The sequence below is a fragment of the Calidifontibacter indicus genome, from assembly GCF_003386865.1.
In the GTDB taxonomy this organism is placed as follows: Bacteria; Actinomycetota; Actinomycetes; order Actinomycetales; family Dermatophilaceae; genus Yimella; species Yimella indica.
The window spans coordinates 3,393,507-3,417,155 of sequence record NZ_QTUA01000001.1 but is presented as its reverse complement, the minus strand read 5'-3'; the positions used below and the strand labels follow the sequence as shown (position 1 = coordinate 3,417,155).

Genomic DNA, 23,649 nt, shown 5'->3' with positions numbered 1-23,649 from the left:
ACGCACCGGCGGTACCCTCTCGCCGGACGAAAGGAGCCGGCGATGACGACAGAAACCACCTCGACCCGCGAGCGGCTTTTGCTTGCGGCGCGGAAGTCGTTCGCGCACAAGGGTTTCCACGGCACGACCACGCGAGACATCGCGGCTGCCGCGGGATTGTCGCCGGCCGGCGTCTACGTGCACCACCGCAGCAAGGAGGACATGCTCTACGAGCTCAGTCGGCTCGGCCACGAGCACCTCGTGGGGCTGGTCGAGGACGCCGCGAGCGGTCCCGGCGGCAGCGCGGACCGGCTGCGCGAGATCGTCCGCGTGATCGTCGTGATGCACGCCGCCGACCACGAATCGGCGCGAGTGGTCAACTACGAGATCGAGGCGCTCGCCCCCGAACACCGCGCCGAGATCGAGGCGCTGCGCACCCGCATCCAGCGGGCGCTGCGGGCCACCGTCCAAGACGGCGTGGCCGCGGGGGAGTTCCACACCGACGAGGTCGCGATGACCGCCAACGCGATCAGCGGCATGTGTGTCGACGTCGCCCGCTGGTACATCGCCGGCGACCGCTGGACGCCCGAGCGCATCGCCGATCACTTCGCGGGGATTGCGCTGCGGATGGTGGAGGCCGGCTGAGGAGTTGGGCTCTCCGGGGGTCTCGGCGCTCCGGGTCTCCGCGGTCGGAGTCGGTTGCGACCTGTGTTGTCGGTGGCGGGTTGTGGAGGTAGAGCTCCACCGACCGCAAGCAACTACACGAGACGGGGCGGCGTTCTTGACCAAATCTTGGACAATCGTTCAGCTTTGCGTTACCCGCGGGTAGGGCGGCTCGGCCAGCCTGAGTCGCATGACTTCGATCAGGAGACGGACGATCCTGCTGGGCGGCGCGGCCGGCATCGGGTCCGCGGCTCTCGTCCGCACCGACTCGGCCCACGCGCAAGCCCTGCGCAGCACCGCGAACCGCGCACTGTTCACCCGCGGCACCACGCTCGAGCAGGCCGCCGCGCCGCGTAGCACCTCCGGCTACACGCGGCTGACCGCCGGCCCCGGCTACGCGCTCGCCGTCCGCGAGGAACTGTGCCCGGCGAAGACCGGTCGCGACAACACCCGCACCGGCAAGGCGTCCATCGTGCAGTTCACCGACCTGCACATGATCGACGCGCAGTCGCCGGTGCGGTTCGAGTGGCTGCACGACGTCACCGGGTCGGCGTTCCGGCCGCACGAGGCGCTCGGCACCCAGGGCGGCGCGCAGCTCGTCCGCCGCATCAACAGCCTCGCCAAGGGCCCGTTCTCCGGGCGCGCGTTCGACTGCGTCGTCTCGACCGGCGACAACACCGACAACCACGAGCAGGTCGAGCTCGACTGGTTCCTCACGCTGATGAGCGGCGGCACGATCACACCCGACACCGGTGCGGCCGGACGGTGGGAAGGCGTGCAGACCGGCGGCGACACCGCCTACTACCTCGTCGAGGAAAGCACCGCCGACCGGTACAAGAAGGCCGGATTCCCTACCGTCCCCGGCTTCTTCGCCCGCGCGACGAAGGCGCACGCCGGCGACGGGTTGAAGACGAAATGGTTCTCGGTCTTCGGCAACCACGACGACTCGATCGAGGGCACGCTGCCCTCGAACTTCCCGGTGCTGTCGCAGATGTACACCGGCAACGTGAAGTTCACCGGGTTCGCCGACAGCACCAGCAACACCGCGCTGCAGCAGGCGCTCGCCTCCGGGTCGACGACCATCCTGAAAACCGCTGCGACACAGCGCTCTTCATGGATCGTCACCCCCGATGAGCGGCGCGCGCCGTTCACACCGCGGCAGTACATGGCGGCCCACCTGGAGTCGCGGTACGCCGGGGCCGGCCCGGTCGGACACGGCTTCACCCCGGCCGCCGTCGCCGACAACATCGGCTACTACAGCTTCCACATCGCGCCGGGCGTCACCGGCATCGCGATGGACTCCACCAACCGGGCCGGCTTCACCGAGGGCTCCATCGGCGACGCCCAGTGGAAGTGGATCCAGCGCACCATCGAGGCGGGCAGCAGCCGCTACATCGACGGATGGGGCCGCGAGGTGCGCCGCGCTGGGGTCACCGACGAGCTGTTCGTGTTGTTCAGCCACCACACCAGCGGCTCGATGAGCAACCTGATGCTCGACCCGGAGCGGCCCTTCGACGTCCGGCACGCCGGGTTCGAGCTGGTCTCGATGATCAAGCGCTACCCGAATGTCGTCGCCTGGGTCAACGGCCACACCCACGCCAACAAGATCACCCCGCAGCAGCACAGCGACCCCACGCGCAGCTTCTGGGAGATCAACACGGCCTCGCACATCGACTTCCCGCAGCACGCGCGGATCATCGACGTCTGCGACAACCGCGACGGCACGCTGTCGCTGTTCACGACGCTGGTGGAGTCGGCGGCGCCTTACCAGGCGTCGTACACCGACAGCTCGCAAGCGGCGTTGGCCTCGGTCTATCGCGAGATGTCGTACAACGACATCCACCGCGACCTCGGTCAGCTCGGCACCGCGGCCGACCGCAACACCGAGTTGCTGCTGAAGAACCCGCTGGCGTGAAGCCGTCCGGTGCGGGTCTTGGGTTGTTTGCCTCGAGTTGGTGGCGCGCGGTATAGTCGGTGCCGAGTTGTGGAGGTAGAGCTCCACAACTCGCTGCCAACTACCCGAAACGCCACCAACTCCGAGGACGACGGTTGTCCACAGCCCGCGGCGGTGCGGGCCGGGTCGCGCGCAGAGGGTCCACGATGGCGCCCATGGCTGACAGAGGAAGGGCGCGGTCGAGGCTTCGGCAGGCCGCCGTGCGGGAGACGGCGGCCCGACAGGGCGGGGTGGTGAGCCGCGCACAGCTGCGGTCGATGGGCCTGGGGCCCAACGATGTTCGTAGCGAAGTGGCAGCCGGACGCTGGCATGCCGAAGGTCGCGTGGCCGTGCGGGTCGGCGCTGCGAGCCGACTCGGACGGCTCTGGCGGGCGCTGTTCGAAGCCGGTCGGTCGGCGCGGTTCGACGGCGTGACCGCGCTGCAACTGGCCGGTCTCATCAACTGGGAAGCCCGCACCGTCGATCTGGTCGTGCCGCACAACCGCAGCTACCGCGCCGTCGAAGGCGCCCGCGTCTTCGTCGAACGCGACCTCGAGCCCGCCGCACCCACCCGCACCGCCGACGCGCCGCGCAGCGAGCCGGCGTACGCGTTGGTGCGGGCCGCGATGAACAGCGACTCCGACCGGCAGGCCGCCACCCTCATCGCGATGTCGGTGCAGCAGAAGGTCGTCGACCCGGCGCGGCTGCTTCAGGTGTGGCGCGCGTGGCGTCTACCACGCCGCCGGGAGGCGCTCGAGCCGATCATCGTCGACGTCTGCGACGGCGCGCACTCGCTCGGCGAACTCGACTTCGCACGCCTGTGTCGCGAACGTGGCCTGCCCGAGCCGAAACGGCAGGTCATCAGGAAGGGCCGCGACGGACGTGTGTTCCTCGACGTCCGTTGGGAGTGCGGACTCGTGGTCGAGATCGACGGAGTGCAGCACTTCCAGGGACTGGCGCCGGTGGACGATGCGCTCCGACAGAACGCCGTGGTGCTGCGGTCGGACGCCGTCCTGCGCATTCCGGTGCTCGGGCTGCGGCTGTACCCCGACGAATTCCTCGATCAGGTGGCCATGGGCCTGGTGGCGCGGGGCGAGTCGGTGGCCTGACGCCGTCCGCCCCGCTGTGTGGTCGAGTCGGACGGAGTTGGGTCCGACTCGTGTAGTTGGTGCCGACCGGTGGAGGTAGAGCTCCACAATCCGCAATCAACTACACGAAACGCAGCCAACTGCCCGGCGGACGAGGGACGGGGCGGCGGACTCGTTGCGGACCGGCGCCTCAACTCGCCAGCGATCCCAAGGGACTCAGCGGTAGTTCGTGAACTGCAACGCCACGTCCAGGTCGGCCGCCTTGAGCAGGCGCTGCACCTCCTGCAGGTCGTCGCGCGACTTGCTCGACACCCGCAGCTCGTCACCCTCGATGCGCGACTTCACCGACTTGGGGGCTTCGTCGCGGATGATCTTGTTGATCTTCTTGGCGTTCTCCTGCGACAGGCCCTCCTTGAGGGTGCCCTCGAGGCGGTGGATCTTGCCGGTGAGCTTGGGTTCGCCGTCGTTCGAGAGTTCGATCGACTTCAGCGACACGCCGCGCTTGACCAGCTTGGTCTGGAAGACGTCGAGCACCGCGAGGCAGCGCTCGGCGGCGTTGGCCTCCATCACGATCGTCTCGCCCGACCACTCGAGCCGCGCGTCGACGTTCTTGAAGTCGTAGCGGGTGGAGATCTCCTTGGCCGCCTGGTTCAGCGCGTTGCTGACCTCCTGCTTGTCGACCTTGCTGACGATGTCGAACGACGAGTCGGCCATGACCTGCTCCTTGACGTGGTGGGACGTGGTGGGTGGGCTCGCCCCGAAGGGTAGTCGCCCGCTGAACGGACCGGTGACTGCATCGCCTGCGTCCGCTACCGTCTAGCGGCCCCTGAAGGAGGAATCCGTGTCCGAATCAGAGACGATCGAGTCCGACTCGAAGCAACCGCACCACCCGGGTGATCTGCACCGTGGCCTGAAGGCCCGTCACCTCAACATGATCGCCATCGGCGGTGCGATCGGCACCGGGCTGTTCCTGGCGTCCGGCGGCACGATCTCGCAGGCGGGCCCGGGCGGTGCGCTGCTGGCGTACAGCCTCATCGGGTTGATGGTCTTCATGCTCATGCAGAGCCTCGGTGAGATGTCGACCTATCTGCCGCTGGCCGACTCCTTCCAGGCCTACGGCACCCGGTTCGTGTCGCCGTCCTTCGGCTTCGCCCAGGGGTGGAACTACTGGTTCAACTGGGCGATCACCGTCGCCGCCGAACTCGTCGCCGCGGCACTGGTCATGAAGTATTGGTTCCCCGACACACCGTCGTGGATCTGGTCGGCGCTGTTCTTGGCGATCCTCTTCGCGCTCAACGCTTTCCACGTGAAGGCGTTCGGTGAGAGCGAGTTCATCTTCGCCGCGGTGAAGGTCATCGCCGTGATCGTGTTCCTGGTCGTCGGTGTGCTGATGATCTTCGGGGTGATGGGCGACGGCGGGTCGCCCGGCTTCAGCAACTGGACGGTGGGTGAAGCCCCCTTCGTCGGCGGCATCGGGGGAGTGCTCGCGATCTTCATGATCGCCGGGTTCTCCTTCCAAGGCACTGAGATGGTCGCGGTCGCCTCCGGTGAGGCCGAGAACCCCGAGAAGACGATCCCGAAGGCGATCCGCGCGGTGTTCTGGCGCATCCTGCTCTTCTACATCGGCGCGATCGCGGTGATCGGCTTCCTGCTGCCCTACACCGACAAGCGCCTGCTGTCGGCGTCCGAGAGCGAGGACATCACGATCGCTCCGTTCACCCTGGTCTTCGACCGCGCCGGCATCGCGTTCGCCGCGGCGGTGATGAACGCGGTCATCCTCACCGCGATCCTGTCGGCGGGTAACTCGGGCCTCTACGTGTCGAGCCGGATGCTGCACAGCCTCGCCCGCGACGGCAAGGCCCCGGCGTTCTTCGCCAAACTCACCCGCCGCGGCATCCCGATGCCTGCGCTGTTGGCCACGACCGTGCTTGGCGCGCTCTGCTTCATCACCAGTCGGTTCGGCGACGGCACCGCGTACACCTGGCTGGTGAACGCGTCCGGCCTGGCCGGTTTCATCACCTGGTGCGGCATCGCGTGGAGCCACTACAAGTTCCGCCGGGCGTACGTGGCCCAGGGCAACGACGTCGCCGACCTGCCGTTCAAGGCGCTGTGGTTCCCGCTCGGCCCGATCGTGGCGCTCGCGATGTGCATGGTGGTGATCGTCGGCCAGAACTACGAGGCATGGCTGACCTCCACTCCGGACATCAAGGGCCTGCTCACCGCTTACATCGGCCTGCCGGTGTTCCTCGCGCTCTGGTGGGGGCACAAGCTGATCACGAAGGCGCCGAAGGTCGACCCGATGGAGGCCGATCTGCGGCGGCACTGAGCGCGGCGCCCCGCCGATTGGCCCCGATCCGCACTCGTTGTTATCCTTGCGGACGCACCACGCCAGGTTGCCCGAGCGGCCAATGGGAGCGGACTGTAAATCCGTCGCGAAAGCTACGAAGGTTCGAATCCTTCACCTGGCACCAGGTCGCAGGACCAGTGCACCGAACGCCCCGGCAGTCGCCGGGGCGTTCGTCGTCGGTGGGCCCGGATACGGTGGCTGCGGGGTGCATCGCGGTCCGATGAAAACTCCGAGCTGAGAACTTCCAGACGAGCACACCCAGACGAGAACTTCCGAACAGAACGAGGTCGACAGGTGGACGAGGTGGACGCGTCCGGGAAGCGGCCGTTGTGGGTGCTGCTGGTGACCCTCGCCTCGCTCACCATGCTCGGGCCGTTCACCATCGACACCGCGTTCCCGGCGTTCGGGCGGATGGGCACCGAGTTCCACGCCGACACCGCCGAGATGCAACTCGTGGTGACGGCCTACATGCTCGCGTTCGCGGCGATGAGCCCGTTCCACGGCCCGATCTCGGACGCCGTCGGACGCCGTCCGGTGATGATCGCCGGGTTGTCGGTCTACCTGCTCGCGTCGATCGGGTGCGCGCTCGCGCCCAACCTGACGGTGTTGCTCGCGTTCCGGGTGTTGCAGGGGTTGTCGGCCGGCGGTGGTGTGATCGTGTCGCGGGCGGTGGTGCGGGACATGTTCGAAGGGCCGCAGGCTCAGAAGCTGATGAGCCGGGTCACGATGATCTTCGGCATCGCGCCGGCGGTCGCCCCGATCATCGGTGGCCTGCTGCTGCGCACCGGCTCGTGGCGGTCGATCTTCTGGTTCCTCGTCGTGGTCGCCGCGCTGATGATCGCGCTCGTGGTGTTCGTGCTGCCCGAGTCGCACCCGACGCACCGGCGCACCGCGTTCGTGCCGAAGGTGCTGGTGGCCGGGCTCGTGCGTGCCGGTCGTTCGGCCGCCTTCCACCGACTGTCGTGGGCGGCGTCGCTGTCGTTCGCGGGCTACTTCGTCTACGTCGGCGCCGCGCCGATCTTCGTCGTCGACCTCATGCACAAGGGCGAGGACGACTTCTGGATGCTCTTCGTGCCGTTGATCGGCGGCATGATCATCGGCTCGGCGATCTGCTCCTGGAGCAGCGGCCGCATGTCGGCCAACCGGCTCGTTACCGGCGGGATGCTGTTCGGACTATTCGGCGCACTCGTCAACGTCGTGCTCGCGGCTGTGACCGCGACCCAGGACCTGCCGTGGGCGGTGGTCGGTCCGGCGCTGCTCGGTGTGGGCAGCGGCGTCTGTTATCCGGCGCTGCAGTTGATGCTGCTCGACATGTTCCCCGCCTCGCGCGGCGCCACCGTGTCGCTGTTCACCTTCTTCACGCTCGTGCTCAACGGGCTCACGGCCGGGTTCGTCACGCCGCACACCTCGGGCAGCACCCTCGCGCTCGCGCTGACCTCGCTCACCGGCCTCGTGCTCGGCTTCGTCTTCTGGACCTTCCACCTGCGCCACCGTCCGGGAGCCGGCGGACGGCTGCGCGCAGCGGCCGTGCCCGCCGCCGACCCAACGTGAGCAGCTATCTCACCCTCGCCTCCCGCCACGACCTCACTGCCGAGATCGAGGTGAAACGGTCACGCTTCCTCGCGGTGGTGCGCCGGGTCGACGACGAAGACGCCGCCCGCGCGCTCGTCGCCGAACTACGCAAGCAGCACCACGACGCCCGCCACCACTGCAGCTCGCGCACCGTCGCCCCCGGCGTGGTCTCGTACAAGTCGACGGCCTGACGACGGACGCGTTCGTGCTCGGGCCCTCCCCGTCGATCGAACGCTCGAACGACGACGGCGAGCCCGCCGGCACGGCCGGTTCGCCGATGCTCGACGTGCTGCGCGGCCGCGAACTCAGTGATGTCGTCGCGGTCGTGGTGCGCTGGTTCGGCGGCACCCTGCTCGGGGCCGGTGGCCTGGTGCGGGCGTACGGCGACGCGGTGGCGGCCGCGGTCGACGGTGCCCGGTTGGTGCGTCGCACCGAGTTGTCGCTGTTCGATCTCGCGGTGTCGCACGCCGACGCGGGCCGGGTCAAGGCCGGCCTGCGCGCCCACGGGGTGTCCGTGCGCGGCGTCGACTACCTCGACCGCGCGGTGATCCACCTCGCCGGCTCGCTCGCCGACCTCGACCCGCAGGTCGCCGAAATCACCTCTGGCGCAGGCCGACTCGTGCCGGCCGGCACCACCTGGGTCGATCTCGCCGCGTCCGCCGGCTGAAGGGCGCGGGATCAGCCCGCGTCGGTGGTGCCCTCGTAGAGGCCGACCACGTTGCCGTCCGGGTCGCGGAAGGTCGCCCACCAACTCGTCTCGGAGATCGGCGACTTCTCCATGACGGTCTCGCCGCCCGACGCGTTCACCTTCGCGAGGGTGTCGTCGATCGAGTCGACCTCGACGTACGAGCGCGGCTGGGTGAACTCGCCGTCGCGCGGTGCGAGTCCGCCGCCGCTGATCTTGTTGGGGGCCTGCCACATCGGGTAGCCCTCGTAGCCGGGGATCTCCGCGATCTGCCAGCCGAACAGGTTGCCGTAGAACTCCGCGCCCTTGGTGAGGTCGGAGACCGGGATGTCGATGTGCGTGATGTCGCCGTGTGCCATGTCCTCGCACCTTCGTCGCTTTCGGCGTCGGCGGTTCCGGCGCCGTCTTCCCAGCCTTGCGGTTTGCCGGCCGACGCACAAGGAAGCGGCCCGCCCGATCGTCGGGACTACCGTTCACCCGTGGAGCCACAACTGCTTCGGCTGTCCGACCCCGCCGGACGGCGCCTGCTCGCGACCGCGGCCACCGGCTCCGGCCTGGTGTTCCTCGACGGCACCGTCGCCAATGTGGCCCTGCCCCGCATCGGCCGCGAACTACGGGCCGACGTCGCGGGCCTGCAATGGGTGGTCAACGGCTACACGCTCGCGCTCGCTGCGCTCATCCTCGTCGGCGGATCGCTCGGCGACCGGCTCGGGCGTAAACGCATGTTCGCCTGGGGCACAGCAGGATTCGCCGCCGCATCGGTGCTCGTCGCGTTGGCTCCGTCGATCGAACTGCTGGTCGCCGCGCGCATCCTGCAGGGTGTGGCCGCCGCGCTGCTCACCCCGGGCAGCCTCGCGCTGCTGCAAGCTAGTTTCCACCCCGACGACCGGATGAAGGCGATCGGTGCGTGGACCGGCATGCTCGGCATCGCCACCGCGAGCGGCCCGGTGCTCGGCGGCTGGCTGGTGGGCATCGACTGGCGCATCGCGTTCTGGATCAACGTGCCGGTGGCGGCGATCGTGTTGTGGCTGGCGCGCACCGCGCCGGAGTCACGCGACGCCGAGGCCGGCGGACGCATCGACCTCGCGGGGGCGATCGTCGCGCCGATCGCGCTGGGCGGCATCACCTTGGCGCTCACCGACTGGCCGAGCCGCACCGCCACGGCGGCAGCGGTCGTCGGCATGGTTGCCGCCGGCGCGTTCGTGATGGTGGAGCGGCGGGTCGAGCATCCGATGACACCGCCGACGCTGTTCACCAACCGGGAGTTCACGGTGATCAACCTCGTCACCCTGTTCGTCTACGCCGCGCTCGCCGGCAGCATGTTCTTCCTCGCGGTGTTCCTGCAGATCTCGGCGGGCTGGAGTCCGCTGGAGGCCGGGGCGGCGACCGTGCCGGTGTCGGTGCTGATGCTGTTCCTGGCGTCGTGGTTCGGCGGCTACGCCACCCGCAACGGCGCACGCCCGCCGATGGTCGCCGGCTGCCTGGTGCTCGCCGCCGGACTGGTGCTCCTCGCGCTGGCTCCCGATCGTCCGAACTACCTGCTGCACATCCTGCCGGGGGTGTTGCTGCAGGGTCTTGGCCTCTCGATGCTGGTCGCCCCGCTCACCGGCACGGTGCTGGCAGCCGCGCCGGCGAGCCGGTCGGGGGTGGCGTCGGGCATCAACAACGCCGTCTCGCGCACCGCGGGTCTGCTCGCGATCGCGGCGCTGCCGCTGATGGTCGGCCTCACCGGCGAGCAGTACCGCGTGCCCCACCTCGTGGCGGACGCCTACCGCGCGGCCACCTGGTGGTGTGCCGGATGGGTGCTGGTCGGCGCCGTGCTCACCGTCGTCGGCCTGCGCCGTCCGCGTCCGCGCCGTTAAGCAAGCCAACTCGCGGCTGCCGACACCAAGTCGCGTCAGACGCGACTTACTCGCCGGTTCGAGCGAATACGGCTGAGTAAGTCGCGTCTGACGCGAGTTGAGGTTCGGGCCCGCTCCCGGCGAGACCCGAGGCTCAGGCGAAGGTGGTGCTCGGCGTGCCGGTGGCGATCGGCGCGGTGATCAGCGACTCGGGGATGCCGAGGCCGTCGACCAGCGAGTGCACATACGGACGCAGTTCCTGGCACAACTGGTTGACGGTGGCCGTCACCTGACGCGAGCGGCTGGTGTTGAGCCGTCCGTGTTCGAGGAACCACGCCTTGTCCTGCTCGATCGACGACAGCGCGTAGAGCGACAGCACCTTGCCCATGAGCGTCTTGGCGTCGCCGTCGGGCATCTGCTCCAGCGCCTCGAGCGAGTCCTCGAGCACGCAGCGGTCGACGTGGGTGCGCGCCGCGAAGAGCACGTGGTCCTGAGCGTCGTTGAACAGCTCGAACCCGTTGTCCTTGGTGGCCTTGCGCAGCCGCTTGCCGACGGTCTCCAGTGCGTGGTCGGCGCGCTGCTCGAACATCGACAGCTGCCAGCCGTGGTCGTCCATCGCCGACTCGTGGTCGCGGCCGCGGGCGATGTCGCGCAGACGCTGCAGCCCGGCACGGCCGGCGGTGCGCTCGACCAGACCCTCGGCGACCTGCTTGGTGACGAGTCCGGCGAGGTCGGCCATCGCGAGGTCGCCGAACATCTCCTTGTACTCGGTGAGCAGACCCTTGGCGACCAGCTGCAGCAGCACCGTGTTGTCGCCCTCGAAGGTGGCGAACACATCGACGTCGGCACGGGCCTGGGTGAGCTGATTCTCGGCGATGAAGCCGGCGCCGCCGCAGGCCTCGCGCGCGGTCTGCAGTGCCTCGATGGCGTGCCAGGTGCTGACCGCCTTGAGCCCGGCCACCCGGGTCTCGAGCTCGCGGATCGCTTCCTTCGGGTGCTCCTGACCGTCGGGCAGCGGGGTGCCGTGGAGCTCCTGCAGCGTCTCGGTGACGGAGTTCTGGGCGAAGGTCAGCGCGTACGACTTCGCCAGCAGCGGGAACAGCTTGCGCTGGTGGGCCAGGTAGTCGAGCACGACGATCTCCTGCTCGGCGCCGGGCGCCTCGAACTGCCGGCGCCGCGCCCCGTAGCGCAGCGCGATGGCCAGCCCCTTCTTGCCGGCGCTCGCCGCGCCGCCGCCCACACACACACGTCCGCGGACGAGGGTGCCGAGCATGGTGAAGAAGCGTGCGTTCTCGTTGGCGATGTCGGAGTGGTAGGTGCCGTCGGAGTCGAGGTCGGCGAACTTGTTGAGCAGCGCCTCGCGCGGGATGCGCACCTGATCGAAGCTGAAGGTGCCGTTGTCGACGCCGGGCAGGCCGCCCTTGACGCCGTTGTCGCCGATGGTGACGCCCTTGATCGGGTTGCCCTCGCCGTCGCGCACATCCATCAGGACGGCGTGCACGCCGTACTCGGCGAACGAGTCGCCGGCCGGGGTGCGCAGTTGACCGAAGACGACGGCCATCCGCGCGTCCTTGGCGGCGTTGCCGATGTAGGTCTTCGCGGCGCTCGGGGTGGGGGAGTCGACGACGAGTTCGTCGGTGGCCGGGTCGAAGGTGATCGTGGTCTCCAGGCGCTGCACGTTGGAGCCGTGGCCGATCTCGGTCATCGCGAACGACCCGAGGATCTCGGCGTTCATGATGCCGCTGAGCACCTTGTCGTGGTGGCGGGCCGAGCCGAGCCGGGCCACGGCGCCGCCGAAGAGCCCGAACTGCACGCCGCCCTTGACCAGCAGCGACAGGTCGCCGTAGCCCTGCATCTCGAACAGTGCGCACGACGCGCCGTAGTCGTGGGTGCCGCCGTAGGCCGCCGGGAAGCCGACGCGTCCGTGGCCGAGCGCCGCGATCTTGCCGAGTTGGTCGGTGACGCGCTCGCGCTGCTCCTGGGTGGAGGCGCCCGGGTCGCCCAGCAGCAGGGCCGGGTCGGCCTGGCCGCGGAACTCCTCGCGGATCTCGCGGTAGTGGCCGTCAAGGGCGTCGCGCAGGCCGGTGGCGATGGGGTCATTCATCGGTGGGACTCCGTTCGTCGAGTGACTCGAGGTCATCGGTTTCGAGGGGAGAGGTCGGAAGTAGTGGCGGCTTCGGCTCCGTCGACCGGACGCAGCACGCCGGTGAGCCCGACGGACGCGAACTCGGCGAGGTGTTGCACGACCTGCGCACGGGGCGGACGGTCGGGGTCGGCGAGCCAGCGGTCGGCGGCCTCGCGCACGTATCCGACGAGCGCGTGCCCCCACGTGCGTGCGGGGGAGGTGTCGCGGCCGGCCGCCGTGAGCGCCGCGGTGAACAGTTCGGACAGCCGTCCGGCGATCGCGTCGGTCAGCCCGGCGACCGGGTCGGCCTCGGCGGGCAGGTCGACCAGCGGACGGCGGACGACGAACCGGTAGACCTCGGGGTCGTTCTCGACCAGTCGCAGGTAGCTGTCGATCACCGCGACCAGCACCGCGTGCGGGTCGGCGTCACGCAGCGAGGCGGGGTCGTCGGGGTCGATGCCGGAGGAGATCGCCTTGTCGAAGTCGCTGAGGATCAGTGAGTCGACCGCCTCGACGACCGCGAGATAGAGCCCGAGCCGGTCGCCGAGGTGGCGGTAGATCACGGTCTTGGAGGTGCCCGCGGTGGCCGCGATGTCGTCCATGCCGACGGTCGCGCCGTGTTTGCGGATGGCCTTGATCGCGGCTTCGACGAGTTGTCGGCGCCGCTGCACCCGGTGGGTCGTCCAACGGGTGTCGCGGCCGTCGAGGCGGTTGGTCTCCGAAGTCATGATCTGCCAAGAGTATCTGAAACTCTGCGTACCTGCTACTCTGGGTATCGGTAAATTTCGACGGCGCAGACGCCGTCCGATCATCGAACCACGGGAGTGACCCACATGAGTTCCAGCGCGCGTGACGTCTACGTCATCGGCGGAAACCGCATTCCGTTCGCCCGCTCGGGCGGCAAGTACCTGAAGGCGTCCAACCAGGACATGCTCACCGCCGTGATCGACGGTCTGGTGGCCCGCTTCAGCCTCAATGGCGAGCGACTCGGCGAGGTCGCCGCGGGTGCCGTCATCAAGCACGCCCGCGACTTCAACCTGACTCGCGAGTGCGTGCTCGGCTCGCACCTCGACCCGACCACCCCCGCGTACGACGTGCAGCAGGCGTGCGGCACCGGCCTGCAGGCCGTGGTGCAGGTGGCCAACAAGATCGCGCTCGGTCAGATCGACTCCGGCATCGCCGGTGGCACCGACACGACGTCCGACGCCCCGCTGGCCGTCAACGACGACCTGCGCAAGACGCTGCTCAAGGCCAACTACGCCAAGAGCCCCGCGCAGCGCGTGCAGGCCCTGCTGAAGGTGCGCCCCAACCAGCTCGCGCCCGAGCAGCCCAAGAACTCCGAGCCGCGCACCGGCCTGTCGATGGGCGAGCACATGGCGATCACCGCCAAGGAGTGGGGCATCACCCGCGAGGCTCAGGACGAGCTCGCGGTCGCCTCGCACCACAACCTCGCCGCCGCCTACGACCGCGGCTTCTTCGACGACCTCGTCACCCCCTATCTCGGTCTCACCAAGGACCAGAACCTGCGCCCCGACTCCTCGGTCGAGAAGCTCGCCACCCTCAAGCCGGTCTTCGGCAAGGGCGAGGGAGCCACGATGACGGCGGGCAACTCGACCCCGCTCACCGACGGCGCCTCCGCGGTGCTGCTCGGCTCGCAGGAGTGGGCGCACGACCACGGTCTCGCACCGCTGGCCCGTTTCGTCGACGCCGAGACCGCGGCTGTGGACTACGTGCACGGCAACGAGGGGCTGTTGATGGCCCCGCCGTACGCCATCGCCCGACTGCTCGAGCGCAACAACCTCACGCTGCAGGACTTCGACTACTACGAGATCCACGAGGCGTTCGCGTCGACCGTGCTGTGCCACCTGGCCGCGATGGAAGACGCGGAGTTCTGCAAGACCAAGCTCGGCCTCGACACCCCGCTCGGGTCGATCGACCGCGCCAAGCTCAACGTCAACGGCTCCTCGCTGGCCGCCGGACACCCGTTCGCGGCCACCGGCGGCCGCATCGTCGCCTTGCTGGCGAAGATGCTCCACGAAAAGGGCGAAGGCAGCCGCGGCCTCATCTCTATCTGTGCAGCCGGCGGCCAGGGCGTCGTCGCAATTCTGGAGGGATCCAAGTGACTGACGGATACACCAAGTTCGTGAACGGCGGCTTCGGCAAGAAGATCGCCGGCACCGTCGGCCTGCCGCAGCCGACGGTCCTGCGCCGCTACAAGGTCGGCCAAGACCTCCTCGAAGGTCCGGCCGCCATCGCCGGCGTCGGCGAGGCCCCGGCGCTCGAGGTCGTGCGCAAGGTGCTCGCCGACTCGGGTGTGAGCGTCGTTGAGGCACAGGCCGATTCGACCTACGACAGCAAGCTGTCGGCGATCGTCTTCGACGCCACCGCGGCTCGCACCATCGACGAACTGCAGCAGCTGCGCGCCACCGTCGGCCCCGCGATGAAGTCGCTCGGCAAGAACGGCCGCATCATCGTGCTCAGCGCCGTGCCGGCCCAGGAGACCGACGTCGAGGCCGCCGCCACCCAGCAGGCGCTCGAGGGCATCACCCGCAGCCTCGGCAAGGAGATGCGCGCCGGTGGCACCGCCAACCTGCTGCGCATCGGTGAGCAGGCATCGGACGACGCGCTCGCCGGCCCGCTGCGCTTCTTCCTGTCGGCGCGCTCGGCCTACGTGTCGGGTCAGCCGGTGACGATCGACGCCGGCGACGTGCCGACCGTCGAGGACGTGCACGTGCCGCTCGCCGGCGAGGTCGCCGTCATCACCGGCGCCGCCCGCGGCATCGGTGCCGAGATCGCGAAGGTCTTCGCCCGCGCCGGCGCGAAGGTCATCGCCGTCGACATCCCGGCCGCCGGCGATTCCCTCGCCAAGGTCGCCAACTCCATCGGCGCGACCGCCCTGCAGCTCGACATCACCTCGCCCGACGCGGGCGAACGCATCGCCAAGGCCGTCGCCCAGCACGCCGACAAGCTCGACATCATCGTGCACAACGCCGGCATCACCCGCGACAAGCTGTTCGTCAACACCGACGAGGCCCGCTGGGGTTCGGTGCTCGACGTCAACCTGCAGTCGCAGTTCCGGATGAACAAGGTGCTGCTCGACCCGTCCGTCAAGGGTGGCCTGAAGGACGGCGGCCGGATCGTGTCCGTCGCCTCCATCAGCGGCATCGGTGGCAACCGCGGCCAGTCCAACTACGCCGCGTCCAAGGCCGGCGTCATCGGCATGGTGCGCCAGCTGTCGCAGGAGCTCGCCGACCGCAAGATCACCGTCAACGCCGTCGCGCCGGGCTTCATCGAGACCGAGATGACCGCGAAGATCCCGATGGGCACCCGCGAGGTCGGACGGCGCCTCAACTCGCTGCTGCAGGGCGGCCAGCCGGTCGACGTGGGCGAGGCCATCGCCTTCTTCGCCGAGCCGAGCTCGGCCGCGGTCACCGGCCAGGTGCTGCGCGTCTGCGGCCAGTCGCAGCTCGGCGCCTGAGCGACCCGTCCGAACAGATCGGTCTCACAGATACCGTCACTCCTGACCGTCCCGTCGCCGGCCCACCGCCGGCGACGGGACGCACGGGCAAGACGCAGGAACAGGAAGCAACGATGACCAGAACCATCGAACTGAAGGCGACGCCCACGCTGGGTCCGATCCTGGCCAAGGCCGCCGCCACCGGCTTCGTCCGCAAAGGCCGCACGCTGCCCGACGTCCGCGTCGTCCAGCACGGCGTACGCATCGACCAGGGCGCGCTCGCCGCCTACGACCAGGTGTGCGGGTTCCCGGTGACCCACCTCGTGCCGTCCACCTACCTGCACGTGCTGGTGTTCCCGCTCCAGGTCAGCCTGATGGCCGACAAGGAGTTCCCGTACCCGCTGATGGGCAGCGTGCACCTGTCCAACACGATCACCCAGCACCGCCGCGTCGACGCCCTCGAGGTGCTCGACATCGAGGTGCGGGTCGACAACCTGCGCCCGCACTTCCGCGGCGCGCAGGCCGACTTCATCGCCACCGTCAAGGTCGGTGACGAGGTCGTCATGGACGAGGTGTCCACCTACCTGTTCCGCGGCCAGAAAGTGCCCGGCGAGGTGCCGCTCAAGGCCGACGAACCCGAGCCGGCCGACGGCCCCGGCGTCACCTGGGCGCTCACCGCCGACCTCGGACGCCGGTACGCTGCCGTCTCCGGCGACGTCAACCCGATCCACATGCACCCGCTCACCGCGAAGGCGCTCGGCTTCCCGACCACCATCGTCCACGGCATGTGGAGCAAGTCGAAGATGCTCGCCGCCGTCGAGAACCGCCTGCCCGAGCGCTACACCCTCTCCGTCGAGTTCAAGAAGCCGGTGCTCATCCCGGGCAAGGTCAAGTTCGTCGCCGGAGAGACCGCCACCGGCTGGAACCTCGTGCTCCGGTCGGCCCGCGAGGGCACCGTCCACGCCGTCGGAACCGTCGTCAGCGCGGGCGCCGACGGCTCGATTTCGTGAATCGAGCAGACGTCCGGTAATCTCTTCGCTGCGCTACCGAGCGGTTCGGGAACACCCCGGACGTCGGTGGAGGCAGGCCCCTATAGCTCAGTCGGCAGAGCGTCTCCATGGTAAGGAGAAGGTCAACGGTTCGATTCCGTTTGGGGGCTCTGGTCCACGTCAGGGCCTTGGAATGAACTCCGAGGCAGATGTGTTCCCCCTGGCGGGGTAGCTCAGCTGGTTAGAGCGCACGACTCATAATCGTGAGGTCGCGGGATCGAGCCCCGCTCCCGCTACCAAATCCCAAGCAGTACCCATATTCATTCGTTTTCGAGAGCAGGTTGCCCCGTGGCTAGCAAGAGCGCAGACATCCGTCCCAAGATCACCTTGGCGTGCGTGGACTGCAAGGAGCGCAACTACATCACCAAGAAGAACCGCCGCAACAACCCCGACCGGTTGGAGATGGCCAAGTTCTGCCCGCGTTGCGGCAAGCACACCGCGCACCGCGAGACCCGATAAGTCTCTTCGCGGCTCCTTCGCAGTCGAAACCCCCGGCGCTCGCGCCGGGGGTTTCGTGCGTCCCGCCGCGGTGAGCCTGGCGCTGTGGTCTGGTGGGTGCCACCTCCGGCAGTGCGGGTGCTCGACCTGCTTCGTGCCGGTGGGGAGTGAGCGCCGGGGGTTTCGTGCGTCCCGCCGCGGTGAGCCTGGCGCTGTGGTCCGGTGGGTGCCACTCCGGCAGTGCGGGTGCTCGACCTGCTTCGTTTCGACGGGTGCATCAACAACCCGCTGGTCGAGTAGGTGCGAGCCCGCTAGGGCGAGCGCCGCGATCGAGACCTCCCAGGGTGTTCGAGGCCGCTGGCGGGAGACCACACGGGGGTAGCGGGACCTCATTTGGATACCTGTAGTATCGGCGCGGGGATGTGACTTTGTGCAAACCCTTGTGCTAGAGGGCCCACTCGGGGCTACGCTGGCACTGCTCGGCGATGGTGACCCTCGGCTTCGGCCGGTGAACCTGACCCACAGCGCGGACACTTCGGGAAATTTTCAGGGGATAACAACATGGCTGACACTCGTACACCGGATCGCTCGATCTCACGACGCACGCTCGCCAAGGGCGCCGCGTGGAGCGTCCCGACCGTTGCCCTCGCGTCCGCTGCGCCGGCGCTGGCCAGCTCGATCCAGGTACCTCCGACGTTCACCTACAAGAGCGCGAACAAGATCCCGGGCAACAGCTGCAAGCCCGTCTGGTTCAAGGGTTACGTCTTCAACTTCACGGTGTGCAACCCGTCGCCGGTCGACATCTGGATCCACACCGTTTCCTACGTGCTATCGGGCACCAACGTTGCATACGCCCCGAACCCAAACCAGTTCCCGATGCTCATCCCGGCGAACCAATGCCGCGACGTGGGCTTCAACGCCACGAACAACGGCAACAGTGCCAACGACGTGTTCACGGCAACGCTCACCGTGGTCTGGGACCACACGCAGGACGGCAGCGACAGCACCGATCACAACCCTGTGGTTGTGCCCATCAGTGTGACTTCGACGCCGCCGATTCCCGAATGCGAAGACGCGAAGAAGACGGCTGCTGCGGCGTCCGAAGGCACGTCTTCCACGAGCTCGTCTGCCGCGAAGTCGTCGGCTCCGGCCTCGTCCAGCTCGGCTCCGGCGTCCTCGTCCGCACCGGCCTCCACGAGCGCACCTGCATCGACGAGCGCTCCGGCAGCCCCGGCCTCGCAGGCACCGACGAGCACCGCCGCGCCGTCCGGCTCCTGATCAGCTCCGCACGCGAAGGGCACCGGCCACGGCCGGTGCCCTTCGGCGTCCCCGGGCATTCACGGCGATTGTCGTGACCGGGGGATAGGGTCGGCTCCATGCCGGTCAACCCCGAAGTCGAAGGCCGCACCTACCCGGCCATCCCGACCTATTCCGTGTCCCGCACGAAGATCGCCGAGTTCGCCGCAGCCGTCGGCGCGAATGATCCCGTGCACACCGACGTCGACCACGCGCGGTCGCTCGGTTACGCCGACGTCGTGGCGCCGCCAACCTTCGCCGTGATCATCGCCCAGCAGGCCGAAGGCGCCGCGATCATCGACCCCGAGGCCGGCATCGACTTCAGCCGGTTGGTGCACGGCGAGGAGAGCTTCACCCACCACCGTCCGCTGGTCGCGGGCGACGAGGTCAACGCGGCCACGACCGTCGACCGGGTGCGATCGGCCGGCGGCCACTCGATGGTCACCCTGAAGACCGCCATCACCACCGTCGACGGTGCGGCCGTGTGCGACGTCAACTGTGTCGTGGTCATTCGAGGAGGAGACGACGCATGAGCCCCAAGGCTTCCGAACTCGAGGTCGGTCAGGAGATCGGCCGCACCCAGATCAAGGTCGACCGCGCCACCTTCGTGCGCTACGCCGGTGCCTCCGGCGACTTCAACCCGATCCACTGGGACGAGAGGTTCGCGACGTCCGTCGGCCTGCCGAGCGTGATCGGCCACGGCATGTGGACGATGGGCGCCGCGGTCTCACTGGTGTCCGAATGGGCCGGTGACGCCGGCCGGGTCGCCGAGTACGGCGTGCGCTTCAGCGCCCCGGTCGTGGTGGAGTACGAGGGCGCCACCCCGCTCGACGTCACCGGCGTCATCAAGAAGATCGACGGCGACCGCGTCACCGTCGAACTCGCCGCCACCCAGGGCGAGTCGAAGGTGCTCAGCCGCGCGCTGGCCGTCGTCGACCTCGGCGAGCGAGCAGGCACGAACTGATGCAGGAAGCCCACGACGTCGCGCTCGCGACGATCACCACCATGCACGTCGGCGGTCCGGCCCGCCGGTTGGTCACCGCCGAATCGACCGACGACATCGTCGACGCCGTGCGCGAAGTAGACGACGCCGACGAACCGCTGCTGGTCGTCTCCGGCGGCTCCAACCTGGTGATCAGCGACGCCGGGTTCGCCGGCACGGTCGTCCGCATCGCCAGCCAGGGCATCACGCTGGAGTCGGGCGACAACTGCGGCGGCGCAATGGTGCGCGTCGCCGCAGGCGAGAACTGGGACGACTTCGTCGCGCGCGCGTGCAGCGAAGGATGGTCGGGCATCGAGGCGCTGTCGGGCATCCCGGGCCTCGCCGGCGCGACGCCGGTGCAGAACGTCGGCGCCTACGGGCAGGAGGTCGCCCAGACCATCGCCGAGGTGCGCACCTACGACCGGCACACCCAGCAGATCCGCACCTTCGCCAACGCCGCCTGCAACTTCACCTACCGGCACTCGGTGTTCAAGGCGACCGACCGGTTCGTGGTGCTCGACGTGCTGTTCCAGCTCAAGATCGCCGACCTGTCCGCGCCGGTCGCCTACGCCGACCTCGCCACCGGGCTCGGCGTCGAGCAGGGGCAGCGGGTGCCGCTCGGCGACGCGCGCGAGGCGGTGCTCGCCCAGCGCCGCAAGCGCGGCATGGTGCTCGACCCGGCCGACCACGACACCTGGTCGTGCGGGTCGTTCTTCACCAACCCGATCCTCACCGCGGCCCGCTTCGCCGAGCTCGAGAAGCGCGCTGCCGAGCGCCTCGGTCCCGACGGGCCGACGCCGCCGCGCTTCGACGCCGCCGACGGCATGGTCAAGACCAGTGCCGCGTGGCTCATCGACAAGGGCGGCTTCGGCAAGGGTTACGGCATGCCGGGCCCGGCAGCCCTGTCGACCAAGCACACGCTCGCGGTCACCAACCGGGGCGACGCGACGGCGTCCGACATCGCTGACCTGGCGCGCACCGTCCGCGACGGCGTGCGCGACGCGTTCGGGGTGGAACTGGTCAACGAGCCGGTGTTCGTCGGCCACGAACTCTGACGGCCGGCGTCAGCCGGCGGAGCGGACGGGGGTGTCGAGCCAGGCGTCGATGTCGGCGAACAGACCCCGCTTCACGTCGTCCGGAGCCAGGGACGCCCGCACCGACCGGCGCGCGAGTTCGGCGAGCTCGACGTCGGTGAAACCGTGCGCCGTGCGCGCGGTGTCGTACTGCGCCGCGAGCCGACTGTCGAACAGCAACGGGTCGTCGGCGCCGAGCGCGATCGTCGCGCCCGCCTCGAACAACTGCCGCAACGGCACGTCCTCCGCGCGCGGGTAGACCCCGAGCGCGACGTTCGAACCGGGGCAGATCTCCAACGCGATGTCGTTCTCGATCACCCGCTCCAACACCGGCACCGACTCCGCCGACCGCACGCCGTGCCCGAGGCGCTGCGGGCCGAGTGCGTCGATCGTCTCGCTGACCGCCTGCGCGCCGAGCAGCTCGCCCGCGTGCGGCACCGACGCAAGACCGCCGGCGTGCGCGATGCGGAAGGCCGGCGCGAAGTCGGCGGTGAGTCCGCGGCGCTCGTCGTTGGAGAGACCGAACGCGAGCACGTCGCCGGTGTGCTTCACCGCGAGGCGGGCCAGGGTGCGGGCGTCGTACGGGTGCTTGATCCGCGACGCGGCGACGAGCACACCCACGCCGATGCCGAGGTCGCGGCCGGCCGACTTCGCCTCGTCGATCACGATCTCCAACATCGGGGTGATGCCGCCCACGAACCCGGCGTACGACGTCGGGTCGACCTGGATCTCCAACCAGCGCGAGCCCTCGGCGGCGTCGTCCTCGGCGGCCTCGCGCACCACCCGGCGCATGTCCTGCTCGTCGCGCACGCAGGCGCGGGCCGCGTCGTACAGCCGCTGGAACCGGAACCAGCCGCGCTCGTCGACACCCGACAGTTGCGGCGGATAATCGTGGGTCAGGGCGTTCGGCAGGCGCATCCCGTGCTTGTCGGCGAGGTCGCGCACGGTGTCGATGCGCATCGAGCCGGTGAAGTGCAGGTGCAGGTGCGCCTTCGGCAGGGCCTGGATGTCGCGCCGACCTGCGGTGTCTGTCATGGCCGAACGCTAGTGGCCGGGGCGAGTTGGCTTCGTCGGCGGGGTCTGTCGTAGACTCGTCCTTCGGTTGGCTGTCAGCCACGCTCCGGCGTGTCCGCGGTCAGTCACCCGGTCGGGGAAATCCAACACCCCCGACCACAGGGCACTAGCTCAATTGGTAGAGCACCGGTCTCCAAAACCGGGGGTTGGGGGTTCGAGTCCCTCGTGCCCTGCGCATACGTGATCGATCTTCAGAGAGGCAACACCGTGGCCGACACGAGCACCGCGAGCGCTCGCGACACGGAGCAGTCCTCGAAGGGTTTCTTCGGGCGGATCCTGCTGTTCTTCAAGCAGGTCATCTCCGAGATCCGCAAGGTCGTCCGCCCCACCCGTGACGAACTCACCCAGTACACCGCTGTGGTGCTGATCTTCATCGTGTTCATCATGTTGTTCGTCGTCGGTTTGGACTGGGTGTTCAACCACGTGATCAACTTCGTCTTCGGCACCAACTGAGCTCGCGCGAGCTAGCCGACGACAGCCGACGACAGCAACGAATCCAAGGAAGCAGGTCCATGACTGAGCAGCACAGCACCGACTTCGACGCCCAGGCGGACGAGTCCGCCCTGCCGTCCGAGGCTGCCCAGGACGTGGCCGAAGCGACCGAGGTGCCGGGTGCCGCCGCCGACGACCAGACGCGTGTCGCCGACGCGGAGGAGGAGGGCATGCCCGCCTTCGCCGACGACGTCGACGGCGAGGGTCGCGACAAGGAGTCGGCCGACGCTTCCGAGGCGCCGGACGAGGTTGCCGGCGACTCCGCTGACGCCGCCGACGCTGGCTCCGATGAGGCGGACGCCGACGCCGCGGGCGACGCTCCCGCCGCACCTGCCGCCGACCCGCGCGAGGAGTTCATGCGCGAGCTGCGCTCGCAGTTCGGTGACTGGTACGTCATCCACTCGTACGCCGGGTATGAGAAGAAGGTCAAGGCCAACCTGGAGAACCGCATCCAGAACCTCTCGATGGAAGACTTCATCTTCCAGATCGAGGTTCCGATGGAGGACTTCACCGAGATCAAGAACGGCCAGAAGAAGGTCGGCACCCGCGTTCGGATGCCCGGATACGTGCTGGTGCGCATGGACCTCACCGACGAGAGCTGGGGCGCCGTCCGGCACACCCCGGGTGTCACCGGCTTCGTCGGCAACGCCCACTCGCCGTCGCCGCTGACGATCGACGAGGTCGTCACCATGCTCAACCCGGTCTTCGACGAGCCGGAGGCTGCCACCGAGCCGGGCCAGAAGGCCACCGGCGGCGCCACCAAGAAGGCCGCCCCCGCAGACGTCGACTTCACCGTCGGAGAGTCGGTCACCGTCATGGAGGGTCCGTTCGAGACGCTCCCGGCGACCATCTCCGAAATCAACACCGACACCCAGAAGCTCAAGGTGTTGGTCTCCATCTTCGGCCGCGAAACGCCGGTCGAGCTGGGCTTCAACCAGGTCGCCAAGATCTGATTGCGGTCCGTCTCCTCACCCGGTCCCGGGTGAGGACTGCAACCGGGTCATCGCCCACGGCGTAGGCCCATCACCACAGAAAGAGGAAGCACTATGCCTCCCAAGAAGAAGGTCTCCGGCTTCATCAAGCTGCAGATCCAGGCCGGCGCCGCGACTCCGGCTCCGCCCGTCGGTCCGGCCCTGGGTCAGCACGGCGTCAACATCATGGAGTTCGTCAAGGCGTACAACGCCGCGACGGAGAACCAGCGTGGCAACGTCATCCCGGTCGAGATCACGGTCTACGAAGACCGCTCGTTCACCTTCATCACCAAGACCCCGCCGGCCGCCGAGCTGATCAAGAAGGCCGCCGGTGTCGCCAAGGGTTCGGGTGAGCCGCACAAGACCAAGGTCGCCAAGCTGACCAAGGACCAGGTGCGCGCCATCGCCGAGCAGAAGATGCCCGACCTGAACGCGACCGACATCGACATGGCGTCGCGCATCATCGCCGGCACCGCCCGCTCGATGGGCATCGACGTCGAGAACTGACGGCTTCGCCGTTCGGGGGTCGTCACCCATGTGACACCACCGGCAGAAGCGTTGTAGGTCAGCGGGGTTCGGGCGAT

Annotated in this window: 24 protein-coding genes and 4 tRNA genes; 23 read left to right on the top strand and 5 right to left on the bottom strand. The window is 68.8% G+C overall.

Features of this window, described 5'->3' with window-relative positions; translation table 11 throughout:
• Nucleotides 1-42 precede the first annotated feature (42 nt).
• The 3 genes from DFJ65_RS16215 to DFJ65_RS16205 all read left to right on the top strand — a co-directional run bounded on the left by DFJ65_RS16215 (nucleotide 43) and on the right by DFJ65_RS16205 (nucleotide 3,684).
• Entirely contained in the window at nucleotides 43-624 is a 582-nt protein-coding gene (locus DFJ65_RS16215) for a TetR/AcrR family transcriptional regulator (RefSeq protein WP_115923919.1), read from the top strand.
• 208 nt (nucleotides 625-832) lie between these two features.
• On the top strand, nucleotides 833-2,557 hold the full coding sequence (locus tag DFJ65_RS16210; RefSeq protein ID WP_115923918.1) for a TIGR03767 family metallophosphoesterase: 1,725 nt from the start codon (nucleotides 833-835) through the stop codon (nucleotides 2,555-2,557).
• Between the two features lie 272 nt (nucleotides 2,558-2,829).
• Nucleotides 2,830-3,684: a hypothetical protein gene (locus DFJ65_RS16205; RefSeq protein ID WP_147301435.1), complete on the top strand. Its 855-nt coding sequence runs from the start codon at nucleotides 2,830-2,832 to the stop codon at nucleotides 3,682-3,684.
• 195 nt (nucleotides 3,685-3,879) lie between these two features.
• Here the strand turns inward: DFJ65_RS16205 and DFJ65_RS16200 are convergent, their stop codons facing one another.
• Nucleotides 3,880-4,377 carry a YajQ family cyclic di-GMP-binding protein gene (locus DFJ65_RS16200; protein ID WP_115923916.1) on the bottom strand — a complete coding sequence of 166 codons (498 nt, stop codon included), beginning with the start codon at nucleotides 4,375-4,377 and terminating at the stop codon, nucleotides 3,880-3,882.
• A 127-nt stretch (nucleotides 4,378-4,504) separates the two neighbouring features.
• Here DFJ65_RS16200 and DFJ65_RS16195 point away from each other — a divergent pair, with 127 nt between their 5' ends.
• The 5 genes from DFJ65_RS16195 to DFJ65_RS16180 all read left to right on the top strand — a co-directional run bounded on the left by DFJ65_RS16195 (nucleotide 4,505) and on the right by DFJ65_RS16180 (nucleotide 8,249).
• Nucleotides 4,505-5,989, top strand: coding sequence for an amino acid permease (locus DFJ65_RS16195; RefSeq protein WP_425453005.1), 1,485 nt, complete (start codon nucleotides 4,505-4,507; stop codon nucleotides 5,987-5,989).
• Between the two features lie 61 nt (nucleotides 5,990-6,050).
• A tRNA-Tyr gene (locus tag DFJ65_RS16190) sits at nucleotides 6,051-6,134 on the top strand.
• The gene (locus tag DFJ65_RS16185) at nucleotides 6,089-7,561 is read left to right on the top strand and encodes a multidrug effflux MFS transporter (RefSeq protein ID WP_342767540.1); all 1,473 of its coding nucleotides are present in this window, start codon (nucleotides 6,089-6,091) and stop codon (nucleotides 7,559-7,561) included. The genes DFJ65_RS16190 and DFJ65_RS16185 overlap by 46 nt, the downstream gene beginning before the upstream one ends.
• Entirely contained in the window at nucleotides 7,558-7,773 is a 216-nt protein-coding gene (locus tag DFJ65_RS18370) for a YigZ family protein (RefSeq protein WP_342767528.1), read from the top strand. The genes DFJ65_RS16185 and DFJ65_RS18370 overlap by 4 nt, the downstream gene beginning before the upstream one ends.
• 14 nt (nucleotides 7,774-7,787) lie before the next feature.
• Entirely contained in the window at nucleotides 7,788-8,249 is a 462-nt protein-coding gene (locus DFJ65_RS16180) for a YigZ family protein (RefSeq protein ID WP_342767527.1), read from the top strand.
• Between the two features lie 11 nt (nucleotides 8,250-8,260).
• Here DFJ65_RS16180 and DFJ65_RS16175 read toward each other — a convergent pair whose 3' ends face one another.
• The gene (locus DFJ65_RS16175; protein ID WP_115924412.1) at nucleotides 8,261-8,626 is read right to left on the bottom strand and encodes a VOC family protein; all 366 of its coding nucleotides are present in this window, start codon (nucleotides 8,624-8,626) and stop codon (nucleotides 8,261-8,263) included.
• Nucleotides 8,627-8,746: 120 nt separating this feature from the next.
• Here DFJ65_RS16175 and DFJ65_RS16170 point away from each other — a divergent pair, with 120 nt between their 5' ends.
• Nucleotides 8,747-10,129 carry an MFS transporter gene (locus DFJ65_RS16170; RefSeq protein ID WP_170144130.1) on the top strand — a complete coding sequence of 461 codons (1,383 nt, stop codon included), beginning with the start codon at nucleotides 8,747-8,749 and terminating at the stop codon, nucleotides 10,127-10,129.
• A gap of 133 nt (nucleotides 10,130-10,262) precedes the next feature.
• On the opposite strand, the gene DFJ65_RS16165 is transcribed toward DFJ65_RS16170, so the two are convergent.
• Together DFJ65_RS16165 and DFJ65_RS16160 are read right to left on the bottom strand one after the other, a co-directional pair.
• Nucleotides 10,263-12,212 carry an acyl-CoA dehydrogenase family protein gene (locus tag DFJ65_RS16165; RefSeq protein ID WP_115923914.1) on the bottom strand — a complete coding sequence of 650 codons (1,950 nt, stop codon included), beginning with the start codon at nucleotides 12,210-12,212 and terminating at the stop codon, nucleotides 10,263-10,265.
• A 32-nt stretch (nucleotides 12,213-12,244) separates the two neighbouring features.
• Nucleotides 12,245-12,961, bottom strand: coding sequence for a TetR/AcrR family transcriptional regulator (locus DFJ65_RS16160; RefSeq protein ID WP_115923913.1), 717 nt, complete (start codon nucleotides 12,959-12,961; stop codon nucleotides 12,245-12,247).
• A 105-nt stretch (nucleotides 12,962-13,066) separates the two neighbouring features.
• On the opposite strand from DFJ65_RS16160, the gene DFJ65_RS16155 reads away from it, so the two are divergent.
• The 10 genes from DFJ65_RS16155 to DFJ65_RS16110 all read left to right on the top strand — a co-directional run bounded on the left by DFJ65_RS16155 (nucleotide 13,067) and on the right by DFJ65_RS16110 (nucleotide 20,510).
• Complete coding sequence (locus DFJ65_RS16155) at nucleotides 13,067-14,356, top strand: acetyl-CoA C-acetyltransferase (RefSeq protein WP_115923912.1); 1,290 nt, start codon at nucleotides 13,067-13,069, stop codon at nucleotides 14,354-14,356.
• Nucleotides 14,353-15,711 (top strand): 3-oxoacyl-ACP reductase, encoded by a 1,359-nt coding sequence (locus DFJ65_RS16150; protein ID WP_115923911.1) that lies wholly within the window; start codon nucleotides 14,353-14,355, stop codon nucleotides 15,709-15,711. Before DFJ65_RS16155 ends, DFJ65_RS16150 begins: the two co-directional genes overlap by 4 nt.
• A 113-nt stretch (nucleotides 15,712-15,824) precedes the next feature.
• Complete coding sequence (locus DFJ65_RS16145; RefSeq protein WP_115923910.1) at nucleotides 15,825-16,700, top strand: MaoC/PaaZ C-terminal domain-containing protein; 876 nt, start codon at nucleotides 15,825-15,827, stop codon at nucleotides 16,698-16,700.
• Nucleotides 16,701-16,776: 76 nt separating this feature from the next.
• Nucleotides 16,777-16,849: transfer RNA gene (locus tag DFJ65_RS16140), tRNA-Thr, on the top strand.
• Between the two features lie 52 nt (nucleotides 16,850-16,901).
• A tRNA-Met gene (locus tag DFJ65_RS16135) sits at nucleotides 16,902-16,978 on the top strand.
• Nucleotides 16,979-17,027: 49 nt separating this feature from the next.
• Nucleotides 17,028-17,198: a 50S ribosomal protein L33 gene (gene rpmG, locus DFJ65_RS16130; RefSeq protein WP_115923909.1), complete on the top strand. Its 171-nt coding sequence runs from the start codon at nucleotides 17,028-17,030 to the stop codon at nucleotides 17,196-17,198.
• Nucleotides 17,199-17,738: 540 nt separating this feature from the next.
• Nucleotides 17,739-18,455 carry a hypothetical protein gene (locus tag DFJ65_RS16125; protein ID WP_115923908.1) on the top strand — a complete coding sequence of 239 codons (717 nt, stop codon included), beginning with the start codon at nucleotides 17,739-17,741 and terminating at the stop codon, nucleotides 18,453-18,455.
• A gap of 98 nt (nucleotides 18,456-18,553) precedes the next feature.
• Nucleotides 18,554-19,006, top strand: a complete 453-nt coding sequence (locus DFJ65_RS16120; protein ID WP_115923907.1) for an FAS1-like dehydratase domain-containing protein — start codon at nucleotides 18,554-18,556, stop codon at nucleotides 19,004-19,006.
• Nucleotides 19,003-19,437: a MaoC/PaaZ C-terminal domain-containing protein gene (locus tag DFJ65_RS16115; RefSeq protein WP_115923906.1), complete on the top strand. Its 435-nt coding sequence runs from the start codon at nucleotides 19,003-19,005 to the stop codon at nucleotides 19,435-19,437. The genes DFJ65_RS16120 and DFJ65_RS16115 overlap by 4 nt, the downstream gene beginning before the upstream one ends.
• Nucleotides 19,437-20,510 carry a UDP-N-acetylmuramate dehydrogenase gene (locus tag DFJ65_RS16110; protein WP_115923905.1) on the top strand — a complete coding sequence of 358 codons (1,074 nt, stop codon included), beginning with the start codon at nucleotides 19,437-19,439 and terminating at the stop codon, nucleotides 20,508-20,510. Before DFJ65_RS16115 ends, DFJ65_RS16110 begins: the two co-directional genes overlap by 1 nt.
• 9 nt (nucleotides 20,511-20,519) lie before the next feature.
• On the opposite strand, the gene DFJ65_RS16105 is transcribed toward DFJ65_RS16110, so the two are convergent.
• Entirely contained in the window at nucleotides 20,520-21,563 is a 1,044-nt protein-coding gene (locus tag DFJ65_RS16105; protein ID WP_115923904.1) for an adenosine deaminase, read from the bottom strand.
• A 139-nt stretch (nucleotides 21,564-21,702) separates the two neighbouring features.
• On the opposite strand from DFJ65_RS16105, the gene DFJ65_RS16100 reads away from it, so the two are divergent.
• The 4 genes from DFJ65_RS16100 to rplK all read left to right on the top strand — a co-directional run bounded on the left by DFJ65_RS16100 (nucleotide 21,703) and on the right by rplK (nucleotide 23,572).
• Nucleotides 21,703-21,775: transfer RNA gene (locus DFJ65_RS16100), tRNA-Trp, on the top strand.
• Nucleotides 21,776-21,809: 34 nt separating this feature from the next.
• The gene (gene secE / locus DFJ65_RS16095) at nucleotides 21,810-22,055 is read left to right on the top strand and encodes a preprotein translocase subunit SecE (protein WP_170144129.1); all 246 of its coding nucleotides are present in this window, start codon (nucleotides 21,810-21,812) and stop codon (nucleotides 22,053-22,055) included.
• A 59-nt stretch (nucleotides 22,056-22,114) separates the two neighbouring features.
• Nucleotides 22,115-23,047, top strand: coding sequence for a transcription termination/antitermination protein NusG (gene nusG / locus DFJ65_RS16090; RefSeq protein ID WP_115923902.1), 933 nt, complete (start codon nucleotides 22,115-22,117; stop codon nucleotides 23,045-23,047).
• Nucleotides 23,048-23,140: 93 nt separating this feature from the next.
• Nucleotides 23,141-23,572 (top strand): 50S ribosomal protein L11, encoded by a 432-nt coding sequence (rplK, locus tag DFJ65_RS16085; protein WP_115923901.1) that lies wholly within the window; start codon nucleotides 23,141-23,143, stop codon nucleotides 23,570-23,572.
• The last annotated feature ends 77 nt before the right edge of the window (nucleotides 23,573-23,649 follow it).

Excerpts from the sequence above, each read along its gene's own strand:
- nusG (WP_115923902.1), top strand. The coding sequence starts at position 22,115 with ATGACTGAGCAGCACAGCACCGACTTCGACGCCCAGGCGGACGAGTCC.
- rplK (WP_115923901.1), top strand. The coding sequence starts at position 23,141 with ATGCCTCCCAAGAAGAAGGTCTCCGGCTTCATCAAGCTGCAGATCCAG.
- DFJ65_RS16200 (WP_115923916.1), bottom strand. The coding sequence starts at position 4,377 with ATGGCCGACTCGTCGTTCGACATCGTCAGCAAGGTCGACAAGCAGGAG.
- DFJ65_RS16215 (WP_115923919.1), top strand. The coding sequence starts at position 43 with ATGACGACAGAAACCACCTCGACCCGCGAGCGGCTTTTGCTTGCGGCG.
- DFJ65_RS16120 (WP_115923907.1), top strand. The coding sequence starts at position 18,554 with ATGCCGGTCAACCCCGAAGTCGAAGGCCGCACCTACCCGGCCATCCCG.
- DFJ65_RS16145 (WP_115923910.1), top strand. The coding sequence starts at position 15,825 with ATGACCAGAACCATCGAACTGAAGGCGACGCCCACGCTGGGTCCGATC.
- DFJ65_RS16115 (WP_115923906.1), top strand. The coding sequence starts at position 19,003 with ATGAGCCCCAAGGCTTCCGAACTCGAGGTCGGTCAGGAGATCGGCCGC.
- DFJ65_RS16160 (WP_115923913.1), bottom strand. The coding sequence starts at position 12,961 with ATGACTTCGGAGACCAACCGCCTCGACGGCCGCGACACCCGTTGGACG.
- DFJ65_RS16105 (WP_115923904.1), bottom strand. The coding sequence starts at position 21,563 with ATGACAGACACCGCAGGTCGGCGCGACATCCAGGCCCTGCCGAAGGCG.
- DFJ65_RS16155 (WP_115923912.1), top strand. The coding sequence starts at position 13,067 with ATGAGTTCCAGCGCGCGTGACGTCTACGTCATCGGCGGAAACCGCATT.
- DFJ65_RS16210 (WP_115923918.1), top strand. The coding sequence starts at position 833 with ATGACTTCGATCAGGAGACGGACGATCCTGCTGGGCGGCGCGGCCGGC.
- DFJ65_RS16175 (WP_115924412.1), bottom strand. The coding sequence starts at position 8,626 with ATGGCACACGGCGACATCACGCACATCGACATCCCGGTCTCCGACCTC.
- DFJ65_RS16165 (WP_115923914.1), bottom strand. The coding sequence starts at position 12,212 with ATGAATGACCCCATCGCCACCGGCCTGCGCGACGCCCTTGACGGCCAC.
- DFJ65_RS16125 (WP_115923908.1), top strand. The coding sequence starts at position 17,739 with ATGGCTGACACTCGTACACCGGATCGCTCGATCTCACGACGCACGCTC.
- DFJ65_RS16110 (WP_115923905.1), top strand. The coding sequence starts at position 19,437 with ATGCAGGAAGCCCACGACGTCGCGCTCGCGACGATCACCACCATGCAC.